General features: G+C 37.6%; 25 protein-coding genes and 1 rRNA gene. 13 read left to right on the top strand and 13 right to left on the bottom strand.

Annotation, left to right across the window (positions count from 1 at the left end):
- The first annotated feature begins 93 nt into the window (after window positions 1-93).
- The gene (glnA, locus tag FACI_RS04745; RefSeq protein ID WP_009886994.1) at window positions 94-1419 is read left to right on the top strand and encodes a type I glutamate--ammonia ligase; all 1326 of its coding nucleotides are present in this window, start codon (window positions 94-96) and stop codon (window positions 1417-1419) included.
- Here glnA and FACI_RS04750 read toward each other — a convergent pair.
- Window positions 1416-3734, bottom strand: coding sequence for a valine--tRNA ligase (locus FACI_RS04750; RefSeq protein WP_009886995.1), 2319 nt, complete (start codon window positions 3732-3734; stop codon window positions 1416-1418). The genes glnA and FACI_RS04750 overlap by 4 nt on opposite strands.
- Window positions 3735-4228: 494 nt before the next feature.
- On the opposite strand from FACI_RS04750, the gene FACI_RS04760 reads away from it, so the two are divergent.
- Window positions 4229-4561 carry a hypothetical protein gene (locus FACI_RS04760; protein ID WP_009886997.1) on the top strand — a complete coding sequence of 111 codons (333 nt, stop codon included), beginning with the start codon at window positions 4229-4231 and terminating at the stop codon, window positions 4559-4561.
- A gap of 89 nt (window positions 4562-4650) precedes the next feature.
- On the opposite strand, the gene FACI_RS04765 is transcribed toward FACI_RS04760, so the two are convergent.
- Window positions 4651-5967 (bottom strand): lyase family protein, encoded by a 1317-nt coding sequence (locus FACI_RS04765; RefSeq protein ID WP_009886998.1) that lies wholly within the window; start codon window positions 5965-5967, stop codon window positions 4651-4653.
- 32 nt (window positions 5968-5999) lie between these two features.
- A complete protein-coding gene (locus FACI_RS04770) occupies window positions 6000-7190 on the bottom strand; it encodes an argininosuccinate synthase (RefSeq protein WP_048074173.1) in 1191 nt (396 codons plus the stop codon).
- Window positions 7191-7311: 121 nt separating this feature from the next.
- On the opposite strand from FACI_RS04770, the gene FACI_RS04775 reads away from it, so the two are divergent.
- Window positions 7312-7902: a hypothetical protein gene (locus FACI_RS04775; RefSeq protein WP_009887000.1), complete on the top strand. Its 591-nt coding sequence runs from the start codon at window positions 7312-7314 to the stop codon at window positions 7900-7902.
- A gap of 10 nt (window positions 7903-7912) precedes the next feature.
- On the opposite strand, the gene zfx is transcribed toward FACI_RS04775, so the two are convergent.
- Entirely contained in the window at window positions 7913-8347 is a 435-nt protein-coding gene (gene zfx / locus FACI_RS04780) for a zinc-containing ferredoxin (RefSeq protein WP_009887001.1), read from the bottom strand.
- Between the two features lie 265 nt (window positions 8348-8612).
- On the opposite strand from zfx, the gene purM reads away from it, so the two are divergent.
- Window positions 8613-9620, top strand: coding sequence for a phosphoribosylformylglycinamidine cyclo-ligase (gene purM, locus FACI_RS04785; RefSeq protein ID WP_009887002.1), 1008 nt, complete (start codon window positions 8613-8615; stop codon window positions 9618-9620).
- Window positions 9621-9678: 58 nt separating this feature from the next.
- On the top strand, window positions 9679-10032 hold the full coding sequence (locus FACI_RS04790) for a NifB/NifX family molybdenum-iron cluster-binding protein (protein ID WP_009887003.1): 354 nt from the start codon (window positions 9679-9681) through the stop codon (window positions 10030-10032).
- A gap of 20 nt (window positions 10033-10052) precedes the next feature.
- Here the strand turns inward: FACI_RS04790 and FACI_RS04795 are convergent, their stop codons facing one another.
- From FACI_RS04795 to FACI_RS04805, 3 genes are all read right to left on the bottom strand, one after another.
- Window positions 10053-10391 (bottom strand): carboxymuconolactone decarboxylase family protein, encoded by a 339-nt coding sequence (locus FACI_RS04795; protein ID WP_009887004.1) that lies wholly within the window; start codon window positions 10389-10391, stop codon window positions 10053-10055.
- Window positions 10392-11006, bottom strand: a complete 615-nt coding sequence (locus FACI_RS04800; protein WP_009887005.1) for a peroxiredoxin — start codon at window positions 11004-11006, stop codon at window positions 10392-10394.
- A gap of 67 nt (window positions 11007-11073) precedes the next feature.
- Window positions 11074-11298 carry a helix-turn-helix domain-containing protein gene (locus tag FACI_RS04805; protein ID WP_009887006.1) on the bottom strand — a complete coding sequence of 75 codons (225 nt, stop codon included), beginning with the start codon at window positions 11296-11298 and terminating at the stop codon, window positions 11074-11076.
- 85 nt (window positions 11299-11383) lie between these two features.
- Here FACI_RS04805 and FACI_RS04810 point away from each other — a divergent pair, with 85 nt between their 5' ends.
- A complete protein-coding gene (locus tag FACI_RS04810; protein WP_009887007.1) occupies window positions 11384-11623 on the top strand; it encodes a hypothetical protein in 240 nt (79 codons plus the stop codon).
- 414 nt (window positions 11624-12037) lie between these two features.
- Window positions 12038-14949 (top strand): 23S ribosomal RNA (locus FACI_RS04815).
- A gap of 213 nt (window positions 14950-15162) precedes the next feature.
- Here FACI_RS04815 and FACI_RS04820 read toward each other — a convergent pair.
- Complete coding sequence (locus tag FACI_RS04820; protein WP_009887008.1) at window positions 15163-15993, bottom strand: Mrp/NBP35 family ATP-binding protein; 831 nt, start codon at window positions 15991-15993, stop codon at window positions 15163-15165.
- 44 nt (window positions 15994-16037) lie between these two features.
- Window positions 16038-16934: a ribokinase gene (locus FACI_RS04825; protein ID WP_009887009.1), complete on the bottom strand. Its 897-nt coding sequence runs from the start codon at window positions 16932-16934 to the stop codon at window positions 16038-16040.
- Between the two features lie 248 nt (window positions 16935-17182).
- Between FACI_RS04825 and FACI_RS04830 the strand changes: the two genes are divergently transcribed.
- The 4 genes from FACI_RS04830 to FACI_RS04845 all read left to right on the top strand — a co-directional run bounded on the left by FACI_RS04830 (window position 17183) and on the right by FACI_RS04845 (window position 21066).
- The gene (locus tag FACI_RS04830; protein ID WP_009887010.1) at window positions 17183-17608 is read left to right on the top strand and encodes an HIT family protein; all 426 of its coding nucleotides are present in this window, start codon (window positions 17183-17185) and stop codon (window positions 17606-17608) included.
- Window positions 17605-18186 carry an orotate phosphoribosyltransferase-like protein gene (locus tag FACI_RS04835; RefSeq protein WP_009887011.1) on the top strand — a complete coding sequence of 194 codons (582 nt, stop codon included), beginning with the start codon at window positions 17605-17607 and terminating at the stop codon, window positions 18184-18186. Before FACI_RS04830 ends, FACI_RS04835 begins: the two co-directional genes overlap by 4 nt.
- Before the next feature lie 2 nt (window positions 18187-18188).
- On the top strand, window positions 18189-19712 hold the full coding sequence (lysS, locus tag FACI_RS04840; protein WP_009887012.1) for a lysine--tRNA ligase: 1524 nt from the start codon (window positions 18189-18191) through the stop codon (window positions 19710-19712).
- A gap of 265 nt (window positions 19713-19977) precedes the next feature.
- A complete protein-coding gene (locus tag FACI_RS04845) occupies window positions 19978-21066 on the top strand; it encodes a Cdc6/Cdc18 family protein (RefSeq protein ID WP_009887013.1) in 1089 nt (362 codons plus the stop codon).
- Here FACI_RS04845 and FACI_RS04850 read toward each other — a convergent pair.
- From FACI_RS04850 to FACI_RS04865, 4 genes are all read right to left on the bottom strand, one after another.
- On the bottom strand, window positions 21031-22944 hold the full coding sequence (locus FACI_RS04850; RefSeq protein WP_009887014.1) for a type B DNA-directed DNA polymerase: 1914 nt from the start codon (window positions 22942-22944) through the stop codon (window positions 21031-21033). The two genes, FACI_RS04845 and FACI_RS04850, sit on opposite strands and share 36 nt — an antisense overlap.
- A complete protein-coding gene (locus tag FACI_RS10250; RefSeq protein ID WP_171481805.1) occupies window positions 22913-23149 on the bottom strand; it encodes a hypothetical protein in 237 nt (78 codons plus the stop codon). Before FACI_RS10250 ends, FACI_RS04850 begins: the two co-directional genes overlap by 32 nt.
- A 1-nt stretch (window position 23150) precedes the next feature.
- Window positions 23151-23501 (bottom strand): hypothetical protein, encoded by a 351-nt coding sequence (locus FACI_RS04860; protein WP_009887016.1) that lies wholly within the window; start codon window positions 23499-23501, stop codon window positions 23151-23153.
- Between the two features lie 73 nt (window positions 23502-23574).
- Window positions 23575-24030 carry a peptidylprolyl isomerase gene (locus FACI_RS04865; RefSeq protein ID WP_009887017.1) on the bottom strand — a complete coding sequence of 152 codons (456 nt, stop codon included), beginning with the start codon at window positions 24028-24030 and terminating at the stop codon, window positions 23575-23577.
- A gap of 241 nt (window positions 24031-24271) precedes the next feature.
- On the opposite strand from FACI_RS04865, the gene FACI_RS04870 reads away from it, so the two are divergent.
- Together FACI_RS04870 and FACI_RS04875 are read left to right on the top strand one after the other, a co-directional pair.
- Complete coding sequence (locus FACI_RS04870; RefSeq protein WP_009887018.1) at window positions 24272-25684, top strand: MFS transporter; 1413 nt, start codon at window positions 24272-24274, stop codon at window positions 25682-25684.
- A gap of 45 nt (window positions 25685-25729) precedes the next feature.
- Window positions 25730-26740, top strand: coding sequence for a zinc-binding dehydrogenase (locus FACI_RS04875; protein ID WP_009887019.1), 1011 nt, complete (start codon window positions 25730-25732; stop codon window positions 26738-26740).
- Window position 26741 lies beyond the last annotated feature (1 nt).

Raw genomic sequence — 26741 nt, forward strand, 5'->3', positions numbered from 1 at the left:
CCTATATTAACATAGAACATACCAATTTTAAGCAAAATCATTTATCCGGATTATCCCCGTAAAAGTATTTATTACCTATTTGCATTATGCTATATGCAGGATGAAGAGTCCTTTATTGAAAAGTTAAAGAAAGATGAAGTTGAATTTTTGCAACTGCAATTTACAGATATTTCTGGCTCAGTTAAATCATTAACCATACCACATAACAGGTTTGAGGATGTTATTTACAACGGTGTTATGTTTGATGGGAGTTCCATTGTTGGATACAAACAGATAGAGGATTCCGATATGAAAGCAGTACCGGAACTCTCTTCTTATACTATACTTACCAATGAGAACTATGCAGGGAAAACTGTAAGGTTTGTATGCAAGATATTCAATTCAGATGGCACAAGGTTTGAGGGAGACCCAAGGTATATACTGGAAAAGCAGGTTGAGAAGCTAACAAAGGAAAATAAAACCTATTATCTGGGCCCTGAACTTGAATATTTCCTTTTCAAGCAGGATGAAAATGGTGAGCCAACAATAGAGCCAAGCGATTATGGCGGTTACTTTGACAAGGAGCCACTGGATAGGGCATTCACGGTAAAGCAGGAGATAATAAGGAAGCTTGAAGGGTTGCACTATTACCCTGAGGCATCACACCATGAGGTAGCATACAGCCAGCATGAGATAGATGTAAAATATTCAGATGCTGTTACAATGGCTGATAGAATAATTATGATAAAAAGCGTTGTAAAGGAAACTGCCAATGAATATGGATATTATGCTACATTTATGCCAAAGCCGGTAAAGGGTGTAAATGGCAATGGAATGCATGTGCACCAGAGCATATTCTCAGGCGATGAAAACCTCTTCTATAACGAGTCCAGTAAGTATGGATTGAGCGACTATGCAATGCATTACCTTGGTGGCATATTGCATAATGTAGCAGATGCATCACTTGTTCTTGCATCAACTGTAAATTCCTATAAAAGATTGGTTCCAGGCTATGAAGCACCTGTATACATTGCATGGGCAAACAGGAACAGGAGTGCTCTTGTTAGAATACCTGCTGCACCGCCTAAGGGAAAGAGAATGGAGTTAAGGTTCCCTGATGCTGCTGGAAACCAGTATCTTCAATTTGCTGCAATACTTGGCATGGGCCTTGATGGCATAGAAAATAAAATAAATCCTCCGGAAGCAATTGAGAAGAACATATTTGAAATGGATTTAGCAGAAAGGCAGAAGAATGGGATAAAGTCCATGCCAGGTTCACTTGGACAGGCTATAGAATCATTCCGTAACAGTGAATTGATGAAGAAAATATTCGGTGAATCTGTATTCAATAATCTGCTGCGCATAAAAGAAAATGAATGGAATGAGTTCAGGTCAGAGGTCACGGACTGGGAGATTAATAAGTACCTGGATATCTATTAATTTTCAATGTAAGTATCCTCTGAATTTATTATTTCCATACTATTTATGTGCATCATTCCTTCCAGTATATAATCATATTTTTGTATAATTTTAGCATCTCCGTGCAATTTTAAAATGTCCAGTGGTGCTGCCATTGACAGTTTCATCTGGCTTTTCAGATTCCGTATTTTGTCTATTACGCCTATTATATAATCAACTTCATTTTCTTCATTATAAATCATCTGCCCATCAAATTCAGGATACGGCTCAAGGCCTATGCTGCCTGAAAAAGATGGATTAGCCTGGTGGAAAAGCTCTTCAGTTATAAATGGCATTATGGGTGAGTACATCTTAAGTATATTTTCAAATACAGAAAATGCAGTCGAAAGTGTTTCATCTCTCCTGTCATCTTTGGATGATTCGTTTTTTATCATTTCAAGATAATTGTCACAGTATTCATTCCAGAAAAATTTATCAAGGCTTATTCTGGCTTTCATGATTTCATTATTTTCCATATACTCTGTTACCTCTTTTATGGTGCGTTCCATCTTTGTAGTTATCCATCTATTTACAGGAAACTCCGGTATTGTGTTCCCGGGTTTTTTATTATTTGCAAGCATCATAATAAGTTTCAATGAATTTTCCAGTTTTATTACTGTTTTGCGCCCCCTCATCAGGTCCTGTTCCCTTAGTTTTATGTTCTCCCCCTGCATGGTTGTTGATGCCCAGTATCTCAGTGCATCTGCGCCATAATTCTCTATAATTGCCCGCGGTTCAACTATATTTCCCTTGCTTTTGCTCATTTTCTGGCCAAAGGGATCATAAACATTCCCACTGATGACTATTTTGCGCCATGGTATTTCGCCGTAATGTAAATACGACCTCAGTATTGTGGTAAAAGCCCATGATGTAATTATGTCGTGCCCCTGGAACCTGGAGTCCATCGGGTATAAATCCATCTGGTTTATGTGTTTAAGATATAATGTTGGGCTTAATGATGAAGTTGCCCATGTATCCATAACATCGGTTTCCGGAACTATATTATCAGACCCGCATTTTTCACATTTTCTTTTTTTATTATCCAGCCTCGGGTCCACCGGAAGTTCTTCATTTCCAGCAAGAATAATCTCACCGCAATTGTCACAATACCATACAGGGAAAGGAACACCAAAGTATCTCTGCCTGGATATGCACCAGTCCCATTTCAGCCCTGTTACCCAGTTATCATACCTTGTTTTCATGTGCCCTGGTACCCATTCTATTTTATTCCCGAATTCTATTAGTTCATTTTTAATATCAAGATCTTTTATATACCACTGCTTGCTTATTCCTATTTCAATAGGAGTTCCACACCTTTCATGGGTATTTACGGAATGTTTTATTTTTTCAATTTTTATTATATAATTTTTACTCTGAAGCTCGTCAATAATTTTCTTTCTTGCATCCTTTATTGGCATGTTAATAATAACGCTCCCGTCATTTATCCTGTTATTTTTGAGAATTATCCTAGCTTTGATGCCATATTTTTTCCACAGTTCAAGGTCATGCTGGTCTCCAAAGGTGCATAGCATTTCAGCTCCAGTTCCGAATTCCATATCAATAGACGGGTCAGACATAACCTTTACAGGATATCCATACACCGGAACATTTACAGTGGTTCCTACAAATTTTTTAAACCTTTCATCATCTGGATTTACAAAAATAGCTACACATGCACCCAGCATTTCTGGTCTTGTTGTGGCTATTTCAATGCCGTTGAAATTAATATATACAAGTTCTGTGCTGATAATGGCATCCTTCATCTCTATCTGTGATATTGCTGTACGGCATGTTGGGCATGTTATATACGGTGCTTCATCCCTGTATGCCCTTTTTTTTGCAACAAGGTCAAGAAACATTTCCTGTGATATTTTAATTGAAAAATCGGATGATGTGTCGATATAGTTCTTAAAGTCAGCACTTATGCCCGTATCATACCATGCTTGATACAGGCCTTTTTCTGACTCCCTGCTCACTTCCCTGCATATTTCTATATAATCCTTTAATGGCGTATTATCTATGGTTACCTTTCTTTCCTTCTCAACAAATTTTTCTGTTGGTAGCCCGTTATCATCAAATCCCCATGGATAGAATACATTATAGCCCTTCATCCTTTTATATCTTGCAATAAAATCCTGCTGCGGGTATGAGAATGCGTGTCCTACATGCATTTTTCCAGAAACTGTAGGTGGTGGCGTATCTATAGTATAATTCTTATCACCCTTCTTGAATGCGAAGATATTATTGTTAAACCAGTAGTCTTTCCATTTTTTCTCAATTGCCACAGTGTCTATCATATATTCTCTTAATGTTTCATATAATTATATATTTTTTTATCTGTGTGTGAAAATTATTGATGAAGGAACTGGTAAGTCATAAATATAAAAATTAATTGACAAATTAATAAACAATAAATTATTTTCTAATAATTTTACCAATATTTATATATTTACGTGTTAATATCATTATGAGCAACAAAAGGTTATGACAGGCATATTGATGGTAGCTATATATTACAGAGGAGTCCACATATGATACACTATTGGAAAAAATATTTAATATACGCAATATTAGGATATACAGCATATATGTTATACGCTGTCATCTTTTTCTATTACGCAAAAAGTGTACACCTCCAAATGGGCACTTTTCATTATTTTGTTTATAGCCATCTTAATTTCATCATAATGGGTATAGCACTATTTTATCTATCAAAGGCAATAGCTATAAAAAGGGCACAAGCTCCCCGAACTAATATCAAAACAACTGTATATGTGAGGGTGAAAAAAGAATGAGATTTCCATTTTTTGAAACTGTATTAACTGTTGCTATTGCAGTGGTTATGTCCGTCATTGCGTATGTCTATTTGCCCGGGCTGTATTTGTCAATGAGAATAACAAAAAAGCAGTTCCTAAGGACATTGCCCACAGCTTTGATATCGATTGTAATAGTCATAACACTATTCTTCCTTTTTAACCCACAAAAATTAAATCTTTCTGATCCTTTATCATATGCCTGGGAGCTTATTGGTAGTTCTATGTGGATATTTATAATGGATTGTAGGGGGTATTTCCTGCATTTCGGTAAAAAGAACTTAAGAAGTACTTTGGAGGGTGTAGCTTAATAAGGTGATCAAATATGTCTCCCATGCCCAAAAAGATGTGCCCTGCATAAACACACAAAATTATGGGGACAATTGGTAAGTTATCCACTTTATAAATTAGATATTATATCATTTACCATTTTCAATAACCTGTTTTTGCTATTATCCATAGAAGAAATATTATTTTCTATTTTATCCCTGATAAAATCAAAATTCCTGTATGATACTACATCCTCTGGCATATATGGCTTCAACGCTTTTCCTGACCTAATCATGTCCCCAGTCATTTTATAGGATTCCTTCCAGTTCCCATTATTTTTAAAATTTAACTTTGAATTGTATGTTGCATAAATGGAATTGCCTATTATTCTTTCACTGGCCTCTTTATTGAACTTAATTCCGGAGAATAATTCTGGAAACCCATTTAACACACACTTTAATTCAACCATAAACGGTATTACTTCATCCTTTAATATCTGGAAATCTCTATGATACCCGGTTGTCTTATTTATCGTCCCGGAATATAGCAAATTCATCAGTGAAATGGATTTTGCCGCATATCCCTGGAATATTTCAAGAAAATCAGGATTAACTTTATTTGGCATCAATGAGCTTCCAGTAACATATCCTGCTGGCAATTCAATAATCTTCATTTCATCTCCGCTGAAAATTATCATGTCCTGGAATATTCTTGATATATCTATTAAAAATGAATTTATTGCGGATAAAACTTTGATATAATTGTCTGAATAAAGCATGAAAGAGAATAATGGATTCTTTATCTGCTTTTTCATCCCCATATATTCTGCAACTTCTTTGAAATTTGCATCGGACATTGAACCGAAACCGGAACCATAGCCTAATGGGAGCTCTTTCAATTCATTTAATATTGAATCAATATTATTGAAGTTATATACCATTATATTTTTAATGAAATCAACATAGGTCTGGAATGTAACTGGCATGCCCTGCCTGTAATGTGTATATCCCGGCATAATTCCATTCTGTGTTAACTTCTCTAACCCTGTAATTGTGTTGTATATGATTTTCTCGTATTCCAGAAGGATATCAATAAGGAAAAAATTCACATCGGTATGTACCTGTTCATTCCTTGACATGAACATCCTCATATTATTCGCAGCCCCATTTGTTTCCCTTATAGCTATGTTTTCTATATTCCCATGCACATCTTCAAGATCTGGATCAAGTGAAATTTTTCTATTATACAGGGATAAAAGCTCCTTTAGAGTTGCTTTTGAGTTATTTCTATCAGATATATTTCTCTCATATATGTTGAGGTTATATGCCATTAATGATAAAATTTCATAGGGTATAAGGTACTTATCAACATCAATATCTTTCTCAAGCATAATTCTGTACGCTTCGTTGCCCGATTCAGGCGCTGCACTGCCAGACCATATTTTCATAATTGTCAATCCCAATATAGAATAAATAAATTTTACTGGATTAATTTTATTTTCTCTTTCCTGGCATTGCTAGCATATACTGTATTGTTTTTGTAAATATCTATGAATCCTTTAGCTGAGTCCTGATTGAAATTGCTGTTGTCATAGCTTATCTTATCATAGTTGTATATTGAATTTTCACTTTCTATAGATTGCATTACTATATTCCCCTTGTAAAGCTTCAATTTTATATTTCCATTGACGTATTTATTTATGCTGGATTCAAACTGGTTTATGTGTTCCATCACCGGGTCATACCATAATCCATTGTAAACAAAATTTGACCATTGATTATCCATATAATTTTTAATATCCAGTTCAGATTTATTCAGGGTAAGTGATTCCATCATTTTATGTGCCTGTATGATAGCCATAGCTCCCGGGACCTCATAGACTTCATGGCTTTTAATTCCGGTTACCCTGTCTTCCATGTGATTTATAAGCCCTATTCCATTGTTCCCTGCTATAACGTTCAGTTTCTCCACAAGTTCTTTAAGGGCGTACTGTTTTCCATTCAGTGAAACGGGAACCCCATTTTTAAATTCAATATCTATTATATCGCCATTTCCTGTTTCCTCAAGTGGCTTAACCCATTCATAAACATCGTATTCAAGCGGATTTGATACAGTTTCTATACTCGATCCTTCAACCGACCTCCCCCATATGTTTTCATCAACGGAATATTTTCCACCCATGGGGATATCTATGCCGTTTGCCTTTGCATATTTAATCTCATCCGGCCTGTTCATATTCCAATCCCTTACGGGTGCGATTACATTTATATCTTCATTGAGGGCTTTCATTGTAACCTCAAATCTTACCTGATCATTGCCCTTGCCTGTTGAACCATGTGCAATTGTGTTGCAGCCATATTCTTCAGCATACAGTACCGCTTTTTCTGCCATCAGCGGCCTCGCAATAGCAGTAGATAGGGGGTAACCCTCATACATGCCGTCTGCATAAATCTCTTTTGCAATATATTTTTCTGAAAACTCGTTCTTTACATCCAGTACTATTGCATCAGAAACTCCCAGCCCGAGAGCCTTCTCCTTTATTTTTTGAAGATTGCTGTTGCCTATGTTCAATGTGAGTGTAACAACCTCTTTCTTCATTTCCTTCTGAATCCACTTTGCCATAACAGATGTGTCAAGGCCGCCTGAATATAATAATAATACTTTATCCATGGGTATCAAATATTTTCTGTATATATGATATTTTTTGTAAATATTTAGCATATTAGTGGTATTAATAACATATAATATGTATTAATGTAAAATATTATATTATAATTATACATATCATATTATGTCAAGAACAGGCAGGGGAAATGTGGAAACTATGGTGAGGGATTACATTAAAAAGAATCCTGAGCTCATAATTTCCATGAGAATGGGAATACTTAATGTAAGCAAGCTCTCCAGGAAAATATCACAGGAGGAAACCGGATATAATATAATTTCTATCAGGTCTGCATTGAACAAGATATTTATGGAAAATTCTTCGGCGGACACAGTTCATATTGACAGGCTTCTATCGGAAAGCAAAATTACATTGCAGGATAAAATAATGGTTATCACTGTTGATAGGAAAATAGACAACCTGAACTTCCTTTCTGCTACTTATTTAACCGATTCAATTGTGTATATAGTGGATGAAACAAAAAATAAAAAATTGGATCTTCCAAAAAACGCTGTTATTGAACGCAATGTTAGTTCCCTGCATATATTCTCATCCATGGAGATAGTGAAAACGCCGGGTTTTGTTATGAAAATAAATGAAAGGCTTTTCTCCTATGAAATAAACGTACTACAATTAATATCCTGTTCAAACGAGACTATAATAATAGTAAATAGAAAGGATGCAATAAGAGCCTATGAAGCTCTTATGAATCAATAAATTAAGGTATTTACTCGTTGTTTACCTTAATTACACTCCACGGGCAGGCTGTTACACATGCCATGCAGAATATACATTCTGATTCCCTTACGGGGTTTGACTTGTCTGTTCTGTATTTTTCCCATTCCGGTGTTCCTTTTTCTACCTTTTTGTCGTTTCCAGTTCCGGAATTTCCAGGATTTAATTTCCATTCAAACAGGTCAACAGGGCAGACATCCATACATGAACCATCTGCAATGCATCCGTCCCAATCAACGGCAACGGTTGTTCCATGAATTCCTAATTTTGTAGGGTATGGTTTTCCATTGTCATCCATTCTCTGCATTCCGCCTGCTCTTACTTTAAGCCCATCCTCTTCTCCTGTTACAGGATAGTTCTTCTCATCGCTCATAAAATTTTCATCTATATGTTTAGGGTCAAAATCTACGTCTTCTCTCTGAACCATTTATGTCACCTTATAGAGTAATGCATTATCTATTTAAAATATTTGCCTTTTCCATTAAGTCCTATAACCAACAGGTTAGTGAAATCAATGCTATACTATCTTTATTGTTTAAATTTTAAATAAAGTAGTTACATTGCCATATCCTTTAATGAATATAATTACCACCACACATTATTTTGCTATTTAAACTCCTATTTTCTATTCTTATGCTGGAAATAATTTATAAAAATATATAAACTTTTATTTAAGAATGTAATTATTATACATGGAAAGGAAGATAATAGACAGGAAATCACAGGGAGAATTTGTTTCCAATTTTCTGAGGCAGATAAAATTTAAGAGGTCCGATTTCAAGACAATCAATTCACTTGGTGGATTTACATCACTGATAGACCTGGGCAATTTCGCCGTTTCTTTTAATAATGATGGTGTTGGCACTAAAACTATAATAGCAGCTGAGACAAACAAATACAATACTATAGGCATAGATTGCGTTGCAATGAATGTAAACGATGCCATAACAGTTGGTGCAGAACCCATAGCTATGCTTGATTACCTTTCACTTAAGGAGATGGATAATGAAATAGCACGGCAACTTGGCATCGGGTTTAACGTTGGTGCCCAGATAGCCAATCTAAATATTGTGGGAGGAGAAACAGCAATAGTTCCGGATCTGGTAAAAAACATAGACATATCTGCAACAGCCCTGGGATTAATACAGAAAGACCAGATAATTACAGGAGAAAAGATTTCAGACGGGGACCTCATATTCGCTTTGAAAAGCAGTGGTCTCCATTCCAACGGTTTCACCACTGTGAGGAAAATAATAAAGGATAATGAAATCGATTACGAAGACCAGTTCCCAGGAGATAGCAAAAGAGTTGCAGATGTACTTCTTGAACCAACAAGGATATATGTAAGGGAAGTTCTTGACGCCATGAGCATTGTGCCTATTAAGGGCATGGCAAATATTACCGGCGGGGGAATAAAAAATATTGCAAGGATGAAAGATATGAAATATGTTATTGACAATCCTTTCGATGTTGATAATGTGTTTTTGCGCCTGATGGATATGGGAAACCTTTCCTTCAGTGAAATGTTTGAAATATTCAATATGGGAATGGGGTATATTGTTGTAATAGACCCTGAGAGCAAAACAGACTTTTTAAATATAGTAAGAAATCGTGTTCCCGTAAAGGAAGTAGGGCATGTTGAAAACGGCAGCGGTATTACTATATCTGAATATTCTGTGGAAATGCACGGGTATTACTAATTTTTTTAGTTTTAAAATATACAATCACCTTAAATTTTTTGTTATATTTACCTTAGTTATGAAAGTAGCATGCGTAGTAGACGAAGAAAATATGTTGAGCCCTCTGGAATATGGCAATTCAATATTCCTTATAGACGATGAAACAAAGAAGATAGAAGAGTATGAAAATCCAGGATTTGGCAGAACACATGGTGGGAGAGAGGTTGCAATGGCCGGAATTCTATCCTTAAAGCCAGATATGTTCGTAGTGACAGAAAACTCACTGTGCCCCGGATCATACAATATGTCTCTTGGAAAAGTAAAATATGTGGTTACTGAGGAAAAACCAATTTCCGACGTAATAAAAAATCTGAAAGAACTTGAAGGTAAAGCTGTTGAAGAGTTAGAGCCAGTTCTTTACAGAGAACATTAAAAAAATATTTTTTTATTAAACTATTTTTTATAAAATTTTTCTATTGCGTCCAGCATACTGTTAAGCTCCATCATTGCCTGTGAGCCATACATGAGGACAACCACATATCCCGTTTCCATCAATTCTTTTTTAGTTGCGCCAGCTTCTATGGCTGATTTTACATGATATGAAATGCACCATTCACATCTGGCTGCTATGCTGAGTGCCAGGGCAATTAGTTCCTTCTGTTTTACAGAAAGTGTTCCGGCCCTCATTGTATTTTGCATTAGCCCCATAAATGCACCCATATATTCCTTATTATCTTCTGATATTGATTGCATTACCCTTCCTACTTCTTCCATTTTTTTCCCTGCGTCCATTTATCTCACCGCCTCATAGGTTAAATACCATGTTTTGCTGCCATTCTTTTCCCTATTAATTGCTTCATCAAGAGTTCCTGGAGCTGAAACAATGCCATCGTTACCGGGTTGCCAGTTGACGGGCGCGGCCAGCTTTCTGTCCCAGTTCATCTGCAATGCTTTTAATGTTCGCATAATTTCATCTATGTTTCTTCCTGTTTCAGCAGGATAATATATCATTAACCTTACAATCATATTCGGGTCTATAATAAATACGCCCCTTACAGTCGAACCTGTTTTTTCGTCCATCATGTTGTATTCCCTTGCCACATCTTTATTGATATCGGCGATTACAGGAAACGGTATTTCTATGCCAAATTTCTCTTTTATATTTTTCATCCACTCTATATGGCTATAGATACTGTCAACACTCAAACCAATTAACTCTGTATTAATTTTTTTAAATTCATCGTATCTTCTAGCAAAGGCCATGAATTCTGTTGTGCACACCGGCGTAAAATCTGCGGGGTGCGAAAACAATATCACCCAATTTCCCTTATAATCTTCCAGGCTCAATGGCCCCTTTGTTGTATTAACAAGGAAACCCGGAGCTTTCTGTCCTAAATATACTGCCATATTATTACCTTATACACCTATGAAAAAATTCTATAATATGGTTGTTTAAGATGCAAAATTTGCACCTTTATTCATTGATTTTAATGCAGTAAAACCTCTGTCTGGTATCTGAAAGGCAAATGCTTATCTCAATTAAACCCAAAGAATTCAGTTTTTTAACGGAATAAAGAACAGACCTCCTGGAAAGCCCTGTGCTTTCAATGATCTGGCATAATCTTGCAACCTTCATCTGCCGGAGCATCATAAACACCAGCCTTGTGGAAGGTGTAAGCATTTTAAGTTCCTGTTCCATACACTTATAGCATATATCATCTTATTATTTTTTTGTTAGGTGCAATGTTACCTGCTTTTTAAGTTGACGTATATTATTATAATCTATGATAGAAATGGATTACAGAAATGTTTCGTGCGGCGGTGACCCCTTTAATTTCTTAATGTCCAGCATAAAATCCATACAGATAGAAATTGAACCTTCAGATACTGTAAAAGTTATGCTTATTAAAGACAAATTCCCCTACGACAATAAAACATTTGAGAAGATTGTAAATTACTGCAAATTAAGCATTGTTGATATATGCAGGGAAAATAATGAAATTTATTTACTTTTAAGAAAATAACAGGCCACTTTATTAATCACGTTAAGGGTCTGCAGATTAAATTTAATGCAGTAATTTTGTTTTAACATCCGTATATTTGTGCTATCTGTCTAATATATAATAAAATACGACGAGTATTTAAATATTATGTTTTGAATTAATATATAATTATAATAAATTTACAATATTACAATTTACAATGTAAATTGATAGGTTCTGGGCAATTTTGATATTTTTATAATTTAAGTGGCAAAAAATAAGATATTTTATTCATATACAGGTATATTTTTCTATTGTCTTACCTTTATCAAAACGTTTATATCACAGTTTGTAATATCAATTATACCAATAAATGAATGCACCTATTGATTTAATAATTAATAGGGAAGGGCGAGGTTATTTATAACCGATGATACCGGATAATTATGAGATATAGATTGTGTATCATACAAACTGCTTGGGGAATGGTTTTGGTTTGAGAACCGATGAAGGACGTGCCAAGCTGCGATATGCCTTGGGGAGGTGCATGGAGCCATTGATCCAAGGATTTCCGAATGGGACTTCCTGTTTAACACTCCGAAAGGAGAGGGAACCCCGGGAATTGAAACATCTTAGTACCGGGAGGAAGAGAAATCAATAGAGATACCGTTAGTAAAGGCGATCGAAAGCGGTAGAGGGCAAACCGAATCTTTTCTGTAAAGAAATAGATATGTGGAGTACGGATCTTTCTCAATGCCTACTTTAGGAATTCTAAAAAGTTGGAAAGCTTTACCAGAGAGGGTGATAGTCCCCTGGAAGTAACTAAAGAGGCTACGAGGAAAGATATCCTGAGTACCATGCGTCATTATTCGCGTGGGAATATGGGTGGCATGAACATCCAACCCTAAATATTACTCAAGTCCGATAGCAAAGAAGTACCGTGAGGGAAAACTGAAAAGCAACCCGGAAGGGCTGTAAAAAGAGCCTGAAACCAAGCAGTGAAAACTTTATAGGGCACTAAAGGAATGATCTCGAAAGAGGGACCGGTGTTCTATAGTCCGTGTTGAAGAACGGGCCAGGGAGTTGTGATGGATGGCGAGGCTAATTCTAAAAGAAGCAGCCGTAGCGAAAGCGATTACTCGCACAGCAATGGAGGAGTAACGTAATAAATGCGTTTAGTCATCTGTGGCAGACCCGAAGCCACTCGATCTATACCTGAGCAGGTTGAAGTTTAGCGAAAGCTAGATGGAGGACCGAACCAGTTCTGATGTGCAAATCGTTTGGATGACTTGGGTATAGGGGTTAAAGGCTAATCTAGAGTGGCAATAGCGGGTTCCCCCCAATACTACCCGCAGGTAGACCTTGGTGGAGATGTCTAGTGAGGTAGAGCGACCGATTGGGTGGCCAGCAGTAGAAATACTGCACCACTTTGTCAAACTCCGAACTTGCTAGAATCGAAGATACCAGGTGCTAGGGCGTAGGGATAAGCTTTACGCCCGTGACGGAAACAACCGAGACTAATGTTAAGGTCTCTAAAATTGGCTAAGTGCGATTTAAAGAGGTTAATGACCGAAGACAGTGTGGAGGTTAGCTTAGAAGCAGCTATCCTTTAAAGAGTGCGTAACAGCTCACTCACCGAGGTTATTTGCCTCCAAGATGGAAGAGGCTAAAGCCAGTTACCGATACATTAGACCACCGAAAGGTGATGTGGTAGGGGGGCGTGCTATATGGATAGAAGTTTCTTCGAGAGGAGGGATGGACCGTATAGTATCGCGGATCCTGGTAAAAGTAGCAGAATAGAATGGTGAAAATCCATTCCGCCGAAAGGGCAAAGGTTCCTTGGCAATGTTCGTCAGCCGAGGGTTAGCCGATCCTAAGGTCACCCCTAACAGGAAGTGATCGAAAGGGAAGCTGGTTAATATTCCAGCGCCTCAGGTGTTTTGCCATATATATACGCTTTGGGATAGAGAGTGTATGCTTGTCTACGTATGGGTATTTATAAGTAAATGGAGAGTTGTAATGACGAGAAGTTTACAAAGTAATATCTGTTCCCGTATGGGAATTTTTTCAAGTCCCGGAGCCTATGAAAGATATATATGGGTCAAGCCTGAGTTCGTACCAAGAACCGACACAGGTGCCCCTAGATGAATAGTCTCAGGCGTTTGGGAATAATGGATGTGAGGGAACTCGGCCAAATAGTCCCGTATCTTAGGTAGAAGGGATGCCTATCCAGAAATAGGATAGGTCGCAGTGGCAAGGGGACCCCGACTGTTTACCAAAAACACAGACCGCTGCTAGTCCGTAAGGATGTGTATAGCGGCCGAAACCTGCCCAGTGTTGGTACCTGAAAGCTCTTTTCAAGGAGAAGAAGGGCCAATAAACGGCGGGGGTAACTATGACCCTCTCAAGGTAGCGTAATACCTAGCCGCTTAATTGGCGGCTCGCATGAAGGTTCAACGAGAGTCCCACTGTCCCCACATTCAGCCCCGTGAAATTAATGTACTGGTGCACAATCCAGTCTCTCCCACATGAAAGCGAAGTCCCCGTGGAGCTTTACTGCAGCCTGTAGCTGTGACGCGATTTTTAATGCGTAGGGTAGGAAGGAGCCGTCGATGTTCTGGTCGTGGCCAGAATGGAGGCAACGATGAAACACTTCCCTTTAAAAGTTGCGTCACTAACCTCGAAGAAAGGGACAACTATTGGTAGGCAGTTTGGGTGGGGCGCCACGCCTCTAAGAAGAAAACAGAGGTCTCCAATGGTTAGCTCAGAAGGGTCAGAAATCCTTCAAAGAGTATAAGGGTAAAAGCTAGCTTGACTGTGTTCCAGCCAATAGGGAACGCAGATGCGAAAGCAGGGCCTAACGAACCACCTAGTTCCCTCTTTATGAGGGCAGGTGATAAGAGAGAAGTTACCCCAGGGATAACTGAGTTGTCCTCGGTAAGAGTACACATCGACCCGAGGGTTTGCTACTTCGATGTCGTCTGTTCCTATCCTGGTGCTGCATAAGACACCAAGGGTGGGGCTGTTCGCCCATTAAAAGGGATCCTGAGATGGGTTCACTACGTCGCGAGACAGTAGGGTTGCTTCTCTGTGGGAGTGTTCAATGTCTGAAGGGAAGGAGCCTTTAGTACGAGAGGAACGGGGGTTCGTGACCTCTAGTTTATCGGTTGTCCGACAGGGCAGTTGCCGAGTAGCCACGTCATACGCGAATAAAAGCTGAAAGCATCTAAGCTTGAAGTCGCCCCTGAAAATAGACATTGTTTGAGATCACTCTTAAAAGAAGAGGTTGATAGAGTCGGGATATAAGTACCAAGCTTTTGCGAGGTATTAAGTCCACGACTACTAATTGATCGAAAATCTACAATCTATAAATCGATTATCCGGTATTGCCATTTCATTGGTATTATTTTAATTATTTATTTTAAATTACATTATTATCTTCCCATATTCTAAAATTTCAAAACTTAATATACATTATACAACATTCTGTATATTTTATCGAGTTTTAATGCAATTATATGACTTATATATGACAAATAGAATATGTTTCAAATAAAAATTATATGTACAAAATTAAAAAATTATTTTTTCAAATTCTTAATTAAATTATCTGCCACAACATCGAAAAATTTCTTTATATAATCATTATTAGCCACTGCAGGTATGCCTGAATCAGAATCCTGGACTATTTCTGGCATAATAGGGATATTTCCTAGATAGGGTATGTTGTATTCCTTTGCGATCTGTTCTGTACCACCTTTCTTGAATATGTCAGTTTCCTGGCCACAGTGCGGGCATACAAATCCACTCATATTTTCAATAATTCCAAGAATAGGCATATTAACTTTCCTTGCAAAATTTATAGCTTTCTTTGCATCAAGGAGGGCCACTTCCTGTGGAGTTATAACTATAACAATTCCATCTGCATCAGGTATAAGCTGGCAAATACTTAACGGTTCATCACCTGTTCCTGGCGGAAGGTCTATAACAAGCAAATCCTTATCAGTCCATGAAGTATCTTCAAGGAACTGCTGAACCGCTTTATGCCTTATTGCCCCTCTCCATACTACGGGGGTATCATGTGTGGGCAATGCCATTTCCATTGAGATTACATCTACATTATATTTCGTTTTAGCTGGTTCTATTTTCCCTTCCTCATTTCCAAAGGCTTTCGCTTCCTCAACGCCAAGCATTTTCGGGTCATCAGGCCCATTTATATCGGCATCCAGAAGCCCTACTTTAAATGCTTTCTGTGCAAGGGTAACAGCCAGATTGGTAGCTACAGTTGATTTTCCAACTCCGCCTTTTCCACTCATAACCATTATTGTATGTTTTACATTATATTTAACAGATTTTCCGGGCGTTAATGACGGCCTTGGCGGCGGGTCATTTATCTTTATTGTTCCTGCCATATTCTTGTATTTTATATTAATATATAACGTTACCCGGTTTCCATTTATTCATCTTCCATTATGGAAATAATCTGGTTTCTGTATGGGAAAGACGGGAATGCGCCATAACCTGTAGTTGACAGCGCAGCTGCTATATTGGCAAATTCCATGCTTTTATCTACATCTCCGGTCCTGAGGAATTCCGACGCAAACGCACCATTAAAACAATCACCTGCACCTGTTGTATCAACAGTTTTTACATTATACGGCTTATGATATTTTATCTCTCCCTCAAAATTTGATATTGAACCTCTGGAACCAAGTTTTATGATAACATTGTTTTTGTATTTCCCGGATATTAATGTGGAAGCTTTTTCCGCATCTTCTATGCTGTTTATAGCGCATCCAGCTATTAACTGGGCTTCGGTTTCATTTGGAGTCAAAATGCCACTATTCTCCAGTATATAGTTATCTTCAGAAAATGGGCTTGGGTCTGTAATGAACAGATTTCCATTTTCCCTATTACTGGATATAAAATCCCTTATTGTCTTTAAAGGTATTTCCTGCTGGAACATTACAATAGAATTTTTCAGTTCAATATTATGGAAATCATCATAGGACATATTCCCATTTGACCCGGGATACACAGTGATCATATTTTTGCCTGATGATTCAACATTAATCATTGCAATGCCGGTTTTATCACCATAGGTTAAACACAAATCCAGATTTTCCTTTCTAAGGTAATTTGTAATCATTTCAGCAAAATAATCATTTCCAATCTTGCCGATTAACTGTGGCTTTACGCCGGTGCGGGCAACAGACACAGCCTGATTTGCACCCTTTCCGCCAGGATACATATAATATTTATCTGCCTTTATTGTTTCACCGGTTTCTGGCAATCTAGCCGAAGACATAATAATATCCATATTGATACTGCCGACAACCTTTATCCCTTGCATGCCGGATTATACCGGTATAATTTATATATTTAGTGAAATGTACCGGAAATTAATAATAATCAGTGGCTGAAATGTCTGGAAATGTCATGAATGCGAAATTATGTTCGTAAAAACAATAAGTCATATACATAACATCCGGACTTTTCGACTGGAAATATACACATTAGCCCGGATAAATTATATGGGATGATGGAAATTATTTAAATCCAAACGAAAATATTTTTTATACTGTGTACAATATACATTAAATGTACGATGAAACATGTATTTTCTGCAGGGAAATAGCTAACAAAGGCAATGCCGCATTTGTCTACAGAGGTTTAAACATACTTGCATTTATGGATAATGCACCTATAGAAGAGGGGCACGTTCTTGTAATACCAAGAAACCACTATGAAAACATATATGATATTGATAAGGATATATACCTTGAACTGCAGCTTGCCGTGAAACGCATATCTATAGCTGTTAAAAACGTACTTAAAACAGATGGCCTGAATATAGGACAGAACAATGGCAGGGTGGCAAACCAGGTAGTTATGCACTATCATGTTCATATAATACCCAGGTATTACAGGAAGAAGATAAACTGGGAAAGGGAAAATGCAAACATAGATGATCTTGAAATCATTGCTGTCAAAATCCGGGCAGGCATAAAAGAGGTAAAATTATGAAAAGTCTTGAAGAATTGTATAATAGAGCGCTGGAACTGAAAAATAAGGGAATGTCCGATAAGGAAATATCAACGGAGTTACATCTTTCCGTAAATACCATAACATGGCTTCTGAGCAAGGACCTTAAGGGAAACAGGGTATCTGATACAAAGATTGGATGGCGCAGCGTGGGTGTATATGGCAACAGGATAGAGAAAATAGCAGAGGTCATGGCTGATATCGTTACTGAAGAAATATCCATGGATAATGTAACATCAATAATAGGAATAACTATAAATGGAATACCATTTGCAACAATGCTCTCAGATTTACTGGATAGGGAGCTAATAGTATACAGGCCGCACCCTTCAGGGAAGGAAGGAATGTTCAGCAGCAATTTTGCCGGTGTTAAAGGCAAGAAAATAGTCATAATAGACGATGTTATAAGCACAGGAGAAACAATGAAGAGGACTATTGAAGACGTACACAACCAGGGTGGAGAAGTAGTGTTGTGTGTCGTACTTGTATCCAAATTAAATTCTGATGAAATAAATAATGTTCCCGTAAGGTCACTTATCCGGGCTACTATGGTGGGATAATAATGTACTGGGCAGATGCACTGGTCGAAAACCTGAATGGCACACAGCTTATATCTACAGGCATATCACCTTCCGGTCCAATACATGTTGGAAATATGAGGGAAATACTCACAGGCGATATACTTTATAAAGCATCACTTGATAAAAAACTTGAATCAAGATTCATATATTTATGTGACGACCTTGACCCGTTGAGGAAGGTTTATCCATTTCTGGATGGGAGTTATTCACAGTATGTAGGCATGCCACTCAGCTATATACCTGCTCCAGAAGGAGATGGAAAATATTCAGATTATTTCCTGAAACCTTTCCTTGAAACCTTAAAAAAGATCAATGTAAATGTGGAAGTTATCAGCACTACAGGACTATACAGGGAAGGAAAGCTTGCAGAAGCAATTGACATAGCCATGAACCACAGGGAAGAAATAGCGAAGATCATGCATGATGTAGCAGGATACGATATCGGTCCAGAATGGTATCCCTATGAACCCAGATGTTCTAAATGCGGAAAAATTAATTCATCAACAGTTACTAAATATGAAAATCCGTATGCATATTATAAATGCAAGGCATGTGGCAATGAAGATAAGGCAGATATAAGGAAAGACGATGGGAAAATGCCCTGGCGTGTTGAATGGCCTGCAAAATGGTATGCACTTGGTGTTACAATAGAGCCCTTTGGAAAAGACCACGCAGCCTCAGGAGGTTCATATGATACCGGAAAGGAAATCGCAGCTAAAATTTTTAAAATATCTCCTCCGGTGCCTTTGATGTATGAAAGAATACTGTTAAAAGGCGTCGGGGTAATGCACTCCTCAACAGGTGTGGCAATAACTGCATCTGAGGTAACAACATTTGCACCTCCAGAGATATTGCGATTCCTTATAGCAAGGAATGACCCTGGAAGGCATATAGATTTTGATCCCGGAATGGGATTATTGAACCTTATAGACGATTACGAAAAGATGGAGAGAGCTTACTTTGGCCTGGATGAATCAAACAATGAAAACTTTAAGCGCATTTATGAGATGTCCCGCATTAAAATACTTGATGCACCTGAAAAAATAAATTTCAGGCATATAGTAACCCTGATCCAGATATACAGGGATGACAATAGTTTCTTTTCTGCACTTAAAAGAAGCGGGTACGACAAGGATCAGATAGACGATTATCTCAAAAATGAAATAGTTATTGCAAAATACTGGCTATCTAAATATGCCCCGGAAAACATTAAATTCTCATTGACAGACAAGCAATTCCTACTTACAGATGATCAGAGATCGATATTACAGGAATTCCTTGATAAACTCGCCAGTGCAGAATGGACATCAGATTCCATACATACAGTGATTTACGATATAATTGGAGACCGCAAGCTTACACCTAAGGACGTATTTACTTTATTTTACCGGGTTTTTATAGATAAGGATAAGGGGCCACGCCTTGGATATTTCCTGTCAAGCATGGACAAAAATTATGTGGTAAACAGGATTAAAAGCCTTATCCAGAATAATTCTGCACAGTAATGTGGATTAAAACTACCATTTAAATTCCATTATGCCGATTCTTTTTAACAACCCACACAACTTCATCAAAAGTTAATGAGCTGGTAGATGCTTCCCTGTTTCGATTTTCCAATCTTTCTAAAATAAGTTTAGCACTTTTAAAAATCTATCTACCAGAAAGAAAGCCACAGAGTTTACGATGCGGATAAATTTCTGGAATTGTTAAAATATGTAGAGGCCCGGTATTACCGGTAAAATTTATTACCGGAATGGGACTTCATATAAAATGATAGTCGCAAATCCAGCACCGCTTGACACTTCTTACGTTCCGGAAAAACTGTTTTTCAGAGATGATAAGATAGCAGCTATCAGGTCTGCAGTACTGGCGCCAGCAGGAAATGGGATATCAAACAATATAATTATTCACGGGGACTCAGGCACAGGCAAAACTTCAACTGTAAAATTCCTCATGAGAGAGAATAAATCTATAATTTATGAAAATGCATTATCATTTAAAAATGTAAAAAATCTGCTTGAACATGTTATTTCGAGGCTTGGAAAGCCAGTATCCTATCACGGGCTTTCATATTCTGAAATCTTTTCTATGCTCAACTCTATAATATCATTCCGTGGCGACATAGTTCTTGTAATAGATGAAGCCACCGGCTTTTTAAAAGGCGATACTGCGGGGTTGTATAACCTGTTCAGGGCGTCTGAAATCTACGGGACCGGATTAAGCACTATACTTATTTCCATAGAAAGCCCATTCATGTATATGGAAAGAAAATACGGGACAATTGTGGAACTCAAATTCAATAAATATAGCAGCGATGAGATCCAACGGATTATAACAGATCGGGCATCCATGGCACTGGAGCCTGGAACATGCACAGATTCTATATTGGGATACATATCAGAAATTTCAGGGAAGTTCGGGAGTGCCCGGTTTGCCATAGAACTCCTGCAAAAAGCTGCATATATGGCAGAATACCGCCTTTCAAAAACAATTGAGAACGATGATGTCCGGTCCGCTGTTTCACTCATAAATCCATATATAACGGAAAGCAAACTTTCACTGTTAGATAGAAGGGAACTTGTAATACTCCTTGCAATATGCATTCTGCTTCCCGATACACTTTATGTGGACGTACCATCAATAGAAAAAGAGGTTCAATTGCAGGGAGAAGAATATGGCATTCAATACAAAAAAACCGAAATATACCGGGTAATACGCAAACTTGAAAGCCTTGACATTATTTCATCATCCCTGAAGAGCAGCGGAAACCGGTCAAGTGTATCAAAGCTGGTGTCTATAAACGATGTACCTGTTTCTATACTTTCAATAAAGATCAGGGATCTTATTAGCAGACTCTGAAATAACAAAATCAAAGGGCTTAAATGATCGTTTCAAAAGGTTCTCATAATATTTCCTGTCGAAAAATTCGGAGTGGCTTTTTATAACGTTATGTTTTTTGTCAACTACAATTCCGGAAATAACCATACCGGGATATATCTTTTTTTCCCTGCCAAGGCTTTTTAGCAGATAATATGTACTATTTCTGGTTTTATAATCATCAATGTGCCTGTTGATGCCGAATTCTATCCTGAAATCCTCAATAGGGAAGTTTTCAAGTTTCATATAACGGTTTTTCAGGTCATCCAGTTTTTCTTTTTTTAAGGGCAATTCATCAAAATCACAGTTCAATACATCAAGTGCCTGCTCCTGGAACTTCCTGACCAGGGGTGGTGAATCTCTTCTTCTGAGTTCTATGCCCCTGACTTTAAACGTCCCATCCTTCCTTAATCCTATATACCTGTTTGCGGAGCCTATGCCGTTGGCCTTGGGCATAAAAGCAATCCATCTATAATTTGAATCCAGAACTATAGGTATGCCCGTTTTTTCATATATTTCTTTGAGTGTTTTCTCTATATCGCCATTTCCGGATAGCCAGAGCGAATCAACAACACCATGTAAAACGTTGAAACCATTTTTCTCTGAAATTCTCATGGAATCTGCTATTATTTTTCTCCCTATGCCTGTTATTTTTTCATGTACATCTATCCTTCCAAATTTTGCATTTTTATAACCGGTGTACCCGAAGGAATTAAGAAGCAGGATTTTCAATGCCTTATTTCTGCTTGCATAGATATCCGATCTGCTGTTCACATATTTATACAGTAGCCTCCTGTCCAGCAATCCTCTGAGAAACTGTGATAAATAGGCAGTATTTCCTCCAGAAATGCTCTCCGGAGATATGCCATATTCAACTATTATTCCAGGATACATGGATGAAAAATCAATTTCGTACACATCTGAATAAATTCCCGGTTCCGGATTAAAAACTATTCCACCTGCGTCTGCACTGAATAATTCAAAAGGATTCTTTGCAATCTCATAATCATCTTTTCTAAACGGCACAAGTATTTTTCTTTTTAATGCTTCTTTTTCCTCAATAGAAGAAACAACGGTGCCAGGAGTTATGCTGGAAACTATTTCAACTGGAAGGGATGAAACCCTTGATAACTCAAACAACCCAGGGATTCCAGCTTCCCTGTATACAAATGAATCCGAATCTATGCATATCCTATCCCTTATTTTTACCGCCCCGGGCATATAAGAATGCCTGCCATAGGATTCAAAGGTTCTTTCCCTGTAAAATCTGGCATTAATATAATATCCATGTTTTTTCATCTGGTCAAGCAAAATGCTGAATTCGTTTTGATAGTTTCTATATATTATAATTATGTTTTCCTCTATAGCCCTTTTTGTTTCTTCATAGATATTGCTGGAATATCTATTGCCATTTATGGCAACATATTTTATCCTGCCATACCTGGATACAGGTTCTATTACCGCTGCAGGCAAACTTATATCCTCCTCATATGGATTTTTCAGGCTATAGAATTCCATTCCCCTGCTTACCATAAACCGTAAAATATTATTTATGTCAGCATTATAAATTTTCAACCTGGAACCAAATGATTCCTCTATCCTGGATGCCATATCACTTGATTTAGAGGGGCTGAGGTATATCTGTATTCCCTTTTGCAATCCATAAATATCGTTCATTGTAGCATAACGGTAGATATAATTTGTTGCGTCCAGGCTCTTCTCAAGCATGGTTAAATAATAGAGGTCACCTGAAACAAATATCCATGTCCTGTTATTGAAATATTTTTTAATGATCTTTCCGTTCCTGTATATCCACAGTTCTATTACATCAGAACCAGTGGCGTTTATTATATTCTCCATACCTATCCAGCTTTTTATATAATTCCAGAATAATAGCAGCAAAAAACTGGTTAAAATTTGAAATCTCATTTGAATGTTTCTCTGCCATAGACATAATAACTTTCAGAATTTCAATATCTTCTTTTTTCATATATGTGCGCATGGATAAAATTTCTTCTTCCATAGATTTTACATATTCCCTCGACGACTGTGTGTTCCTTCCCATTTTACCATCCCATAAATTCTTCATTCACTGTTTTTGAACCCACAATATCAAATATTACCACACTGCCATTATATACTGATTGTTCCATCACATAATTTATCTCACCAATAACAGAAAGGCCCCATGAATCAAGCACAAACGATGATATCAATATAAGGTATTTTTCGATGCCACCTTCTATAACTATTCTATTCAGTTGATATGGAGTCATAATTCTCTGGATTTTTATATTAAAATTTAAAATGTTCTTTTCAAGCATAATTCCATCAGATATCAATAGTTTTGTGGGCATGTAATGTGTTATTTCCCGCAAAATATCAAAACTTCCGCTTCTAATGCTGAACTGCCCCATAAAAATTAAAATAGCAATTTTAAGAAATAGTTTCTGCAATGGTTAAAAAAATGAGAAAATGAGATGTATAATTTTATTTTATAAAAGCTTTTTTTATTACAATTTTTTCAAGGGGTTTATCGTTCCTGTCTCTCTTTGCCTTGCTTATTTTATCTGCAACATCAAGCCCTTTTACAACTTTGCCGAATACGGGGTGCATTTTATCAAGATAGTTGTTATTCACCACATTTATGAAAAACTGGGACCCGCCAGTATTCGGCCCGGCATTTGCCATTGCTATGGTTCCCCTATCATTCCTGTTGTTTTTTGTAAATTCATCTTTTATTTTGTATCCCGGGCCGCCCATTCCTGTTCCTGTCGGGTCTCCACCCTGTATCATGAAATCAGGTATAACCCTGTGAAATATTGTATTATTGTAGAATCCCTGCTCAACAAGCTTTCTGAAATTGCCTGCTGTAACAGGCATATCTTTCTCAAACAATTCTATTTCTATATCTCCCATGCTGGTTTCAAGTACTGCTGTTGCCATATCATCGGATAATATCTACAATTATATACTTTTCCAGATAGCCTATTCTGTTAATATTAATTTCCCATAGCTATATATTATAATAGATTAAATACAACACAGGAAAAAATTAAAAAATTACCATATATATTATTATATTGCAGAGCTATTTTTTAATAATATGCTTAATTATTCTTCATTATATTAAAATAATATGTAAAAAAATAGGCTATACTTAAATATAATGACGTAATATAATTTTATGGTTGAAAACGATGCTTATTCTGTACTTGATAATGCAAAAGTAGGAAAGTTTCAGAGGAGGCTGGCTGTAACGGCCGCACTTGGCCCATTTACAGATGCTTTCAATGAATTTGGTGCATCAATATCCCTTATAGCTGTCGGAATACTTTTCCACCTGCCACCTGTACTGGTTGCAATGGCAACAGCAGCGTACTGGGTAGGTGTAGCGGCGGGTGCAATATTAGGTGGCATAGCATCCGATGCAATAGGAAGAAAGCAGATATTTTTATACGATACAATTGGCATGGCCGTTTTTGCAGTTATCAGTGCCATAGCCACGGGATATATTTCATATTTCCTTGCACGGCTGGCACTGGGGCTGTTCATAGGTATGGATTATGCAGCTGCAGTGCCACTACTTTCAGAGTATTCCCCATCAAAGAAACGTGGAGGACTCCTTTCCACTGAAAAACTGTTTTTTATGTTCGGCACAATTGCCACCGTTGTTATAGGCATGGTTTTCACATATTATGTCGGTGTGCTTCTGGCATGGAGATATGATTTCCTGATAGCAGCAGTACCGGCAATAATACTATTCGGATTAAGGTTTGATATGCCCGCATCGCTCAGGTGGGCAAAGGCTTCCGGCAGGAAAGACCTGATACCAAAAATATTAAAGAAACTCCACAAAGAAGGAATAGATATAGACCCTGAAACAGTGAAAGTGGATAAGCCCCAGTCTATAAAGGAAAACATACACGAATTCTTCAACTCAAAGAATAAAAAAACAGTTGCATACATATTCTGGATCGGCGCGGCATATGCATTGACGGTAAACCTTGTAAGTGTATATGCTAGCGTTGTCCTGGAAGACCTCGGAGCAAGCTCATTCTTTGCAGAGGAAGGGACATTGATAATTGATATAGTGGGAACACTTGGCGTTGTATTGACACTGATTGTTGTTGACAGGATCGGAAGGAGGCTTATGGGGCTCTTCGGTTTTGTCCTTGGAGCCATACCACTTACCGTCCTTATAGTGGCAGATATATACCACGCAATGACAATACCGCTTGTAATATCTATGTTCGGGCTATTCTTCTTCATAAACGTTGGCCTGGTAGGCACACTTCAATATCTCCCGGCTGCAGAGGTTTCTACCACAAAATCCAGGGGCCTTGCTGTAGGGTGGGAGAAACTATTTGAATTCGGCCTTTCATTGCCTGCACTGACATTATATGCATTGATAGGGCTGTTCTATTCCTTCATATACGATGCCATAATGGTAATAATTGGCGGGATAGTTCTTTATTTCCTGTCATTTGAAACAAAAAACAGGTCTCTGGAGAGAAATGCAATGGAAGCAGAGAAAAGGCATACAAAATCCAGGGAGGGAAAATCAAAGACAGTACAGGAAACAAAACGGATTGATTGAATGGAACATTAACAATTTTTAAATATTTATTTAATATTTTAACTGATGCAAGCTGGATTTCTTAATAAATTAAATTCTGAAATAATTTTAGAAGATTATGAGCCACCGGAACCGGGGGATAATGAGGTAACAATAGAACAGAAATATACCGGTGTATGTTTCAGGGACATACTTACACAGCAGGGTTTCTTTCCTAGAGTCTCACTTCCAGTAATACCTGGCCATGAAATAGGGGGCACCATAATAAAAAAAGGCAAGAATGTTAAAGACTTTAATATTGGAGATCGGGTTTCCAGCCTTATATACGTGCCATGCGGAAAATGTGAATTCTGTTTATCAGGAAATGAAAATCTATGCCCTAATAAAGTTGCATATGGCGAAGGCAGAAATGGCGGTTATTCCAGATATGTAAACGCAGATGAGAGGTCTCTGGTTAAAGTTCCCCCGGAAGTTCCAGAGGAAACAGTCCCTATTGCAGCCTGTGTCATAGCAATGCTTTATCATGCGATAGGGAGGGTAGGAAAAATAAAAAAGGGTGATTATGTTTTAATCACCGGTGCAGGCGGTGGCGTTGGTGTACATGCAGTGCAGATGGTAAAGGCACTTGGAGGCCATCCCATAGCCGAAACCGGATCCAAATGGAAAGAAGAGGAATTGTATAAACTCGGTGCGGAATATGTTGTATCTCCGGAAAGGGAATATAATAAGGATGTTAAGGAAATTACAGGCCAGGGTGCAGATATTGTACTTGAAGATGTGGGAATTGCAACATTTTCGAAAAGCCTGAGAAGCCTTAAGACAGGGGGCAGACTGGTAGTTATAGGGAATTTGAAGCCAGAGCCTGTTGAACTACCTCTCGGGCTTATTATCCTCAAGGGCAATAGCATAAAAGGGAGCATAAGCTCCACAAGAGATGATTTAAAAAAAGCCCTGGAACTTTCAAAATCGCAGATATCCCCTGTAATAGGCAATAAAATAGAACTTCAGGATATAAATGATGGTTATGCAAACATGCTTGATAGGAAAGTACTGGGCAGGTTGCTGATAAAATTTTAGC

The organism is Ferroplasma acidarmanus Fer1 (assembly GCF_000152265.2).
Classification (GTDB): Archaea; Thermoplasmatota; Thermoplasmata; order Thermoplasmatales; family Thermoplasmataceae; genus Ferroplasma; species Ferroplasma acidiphilum.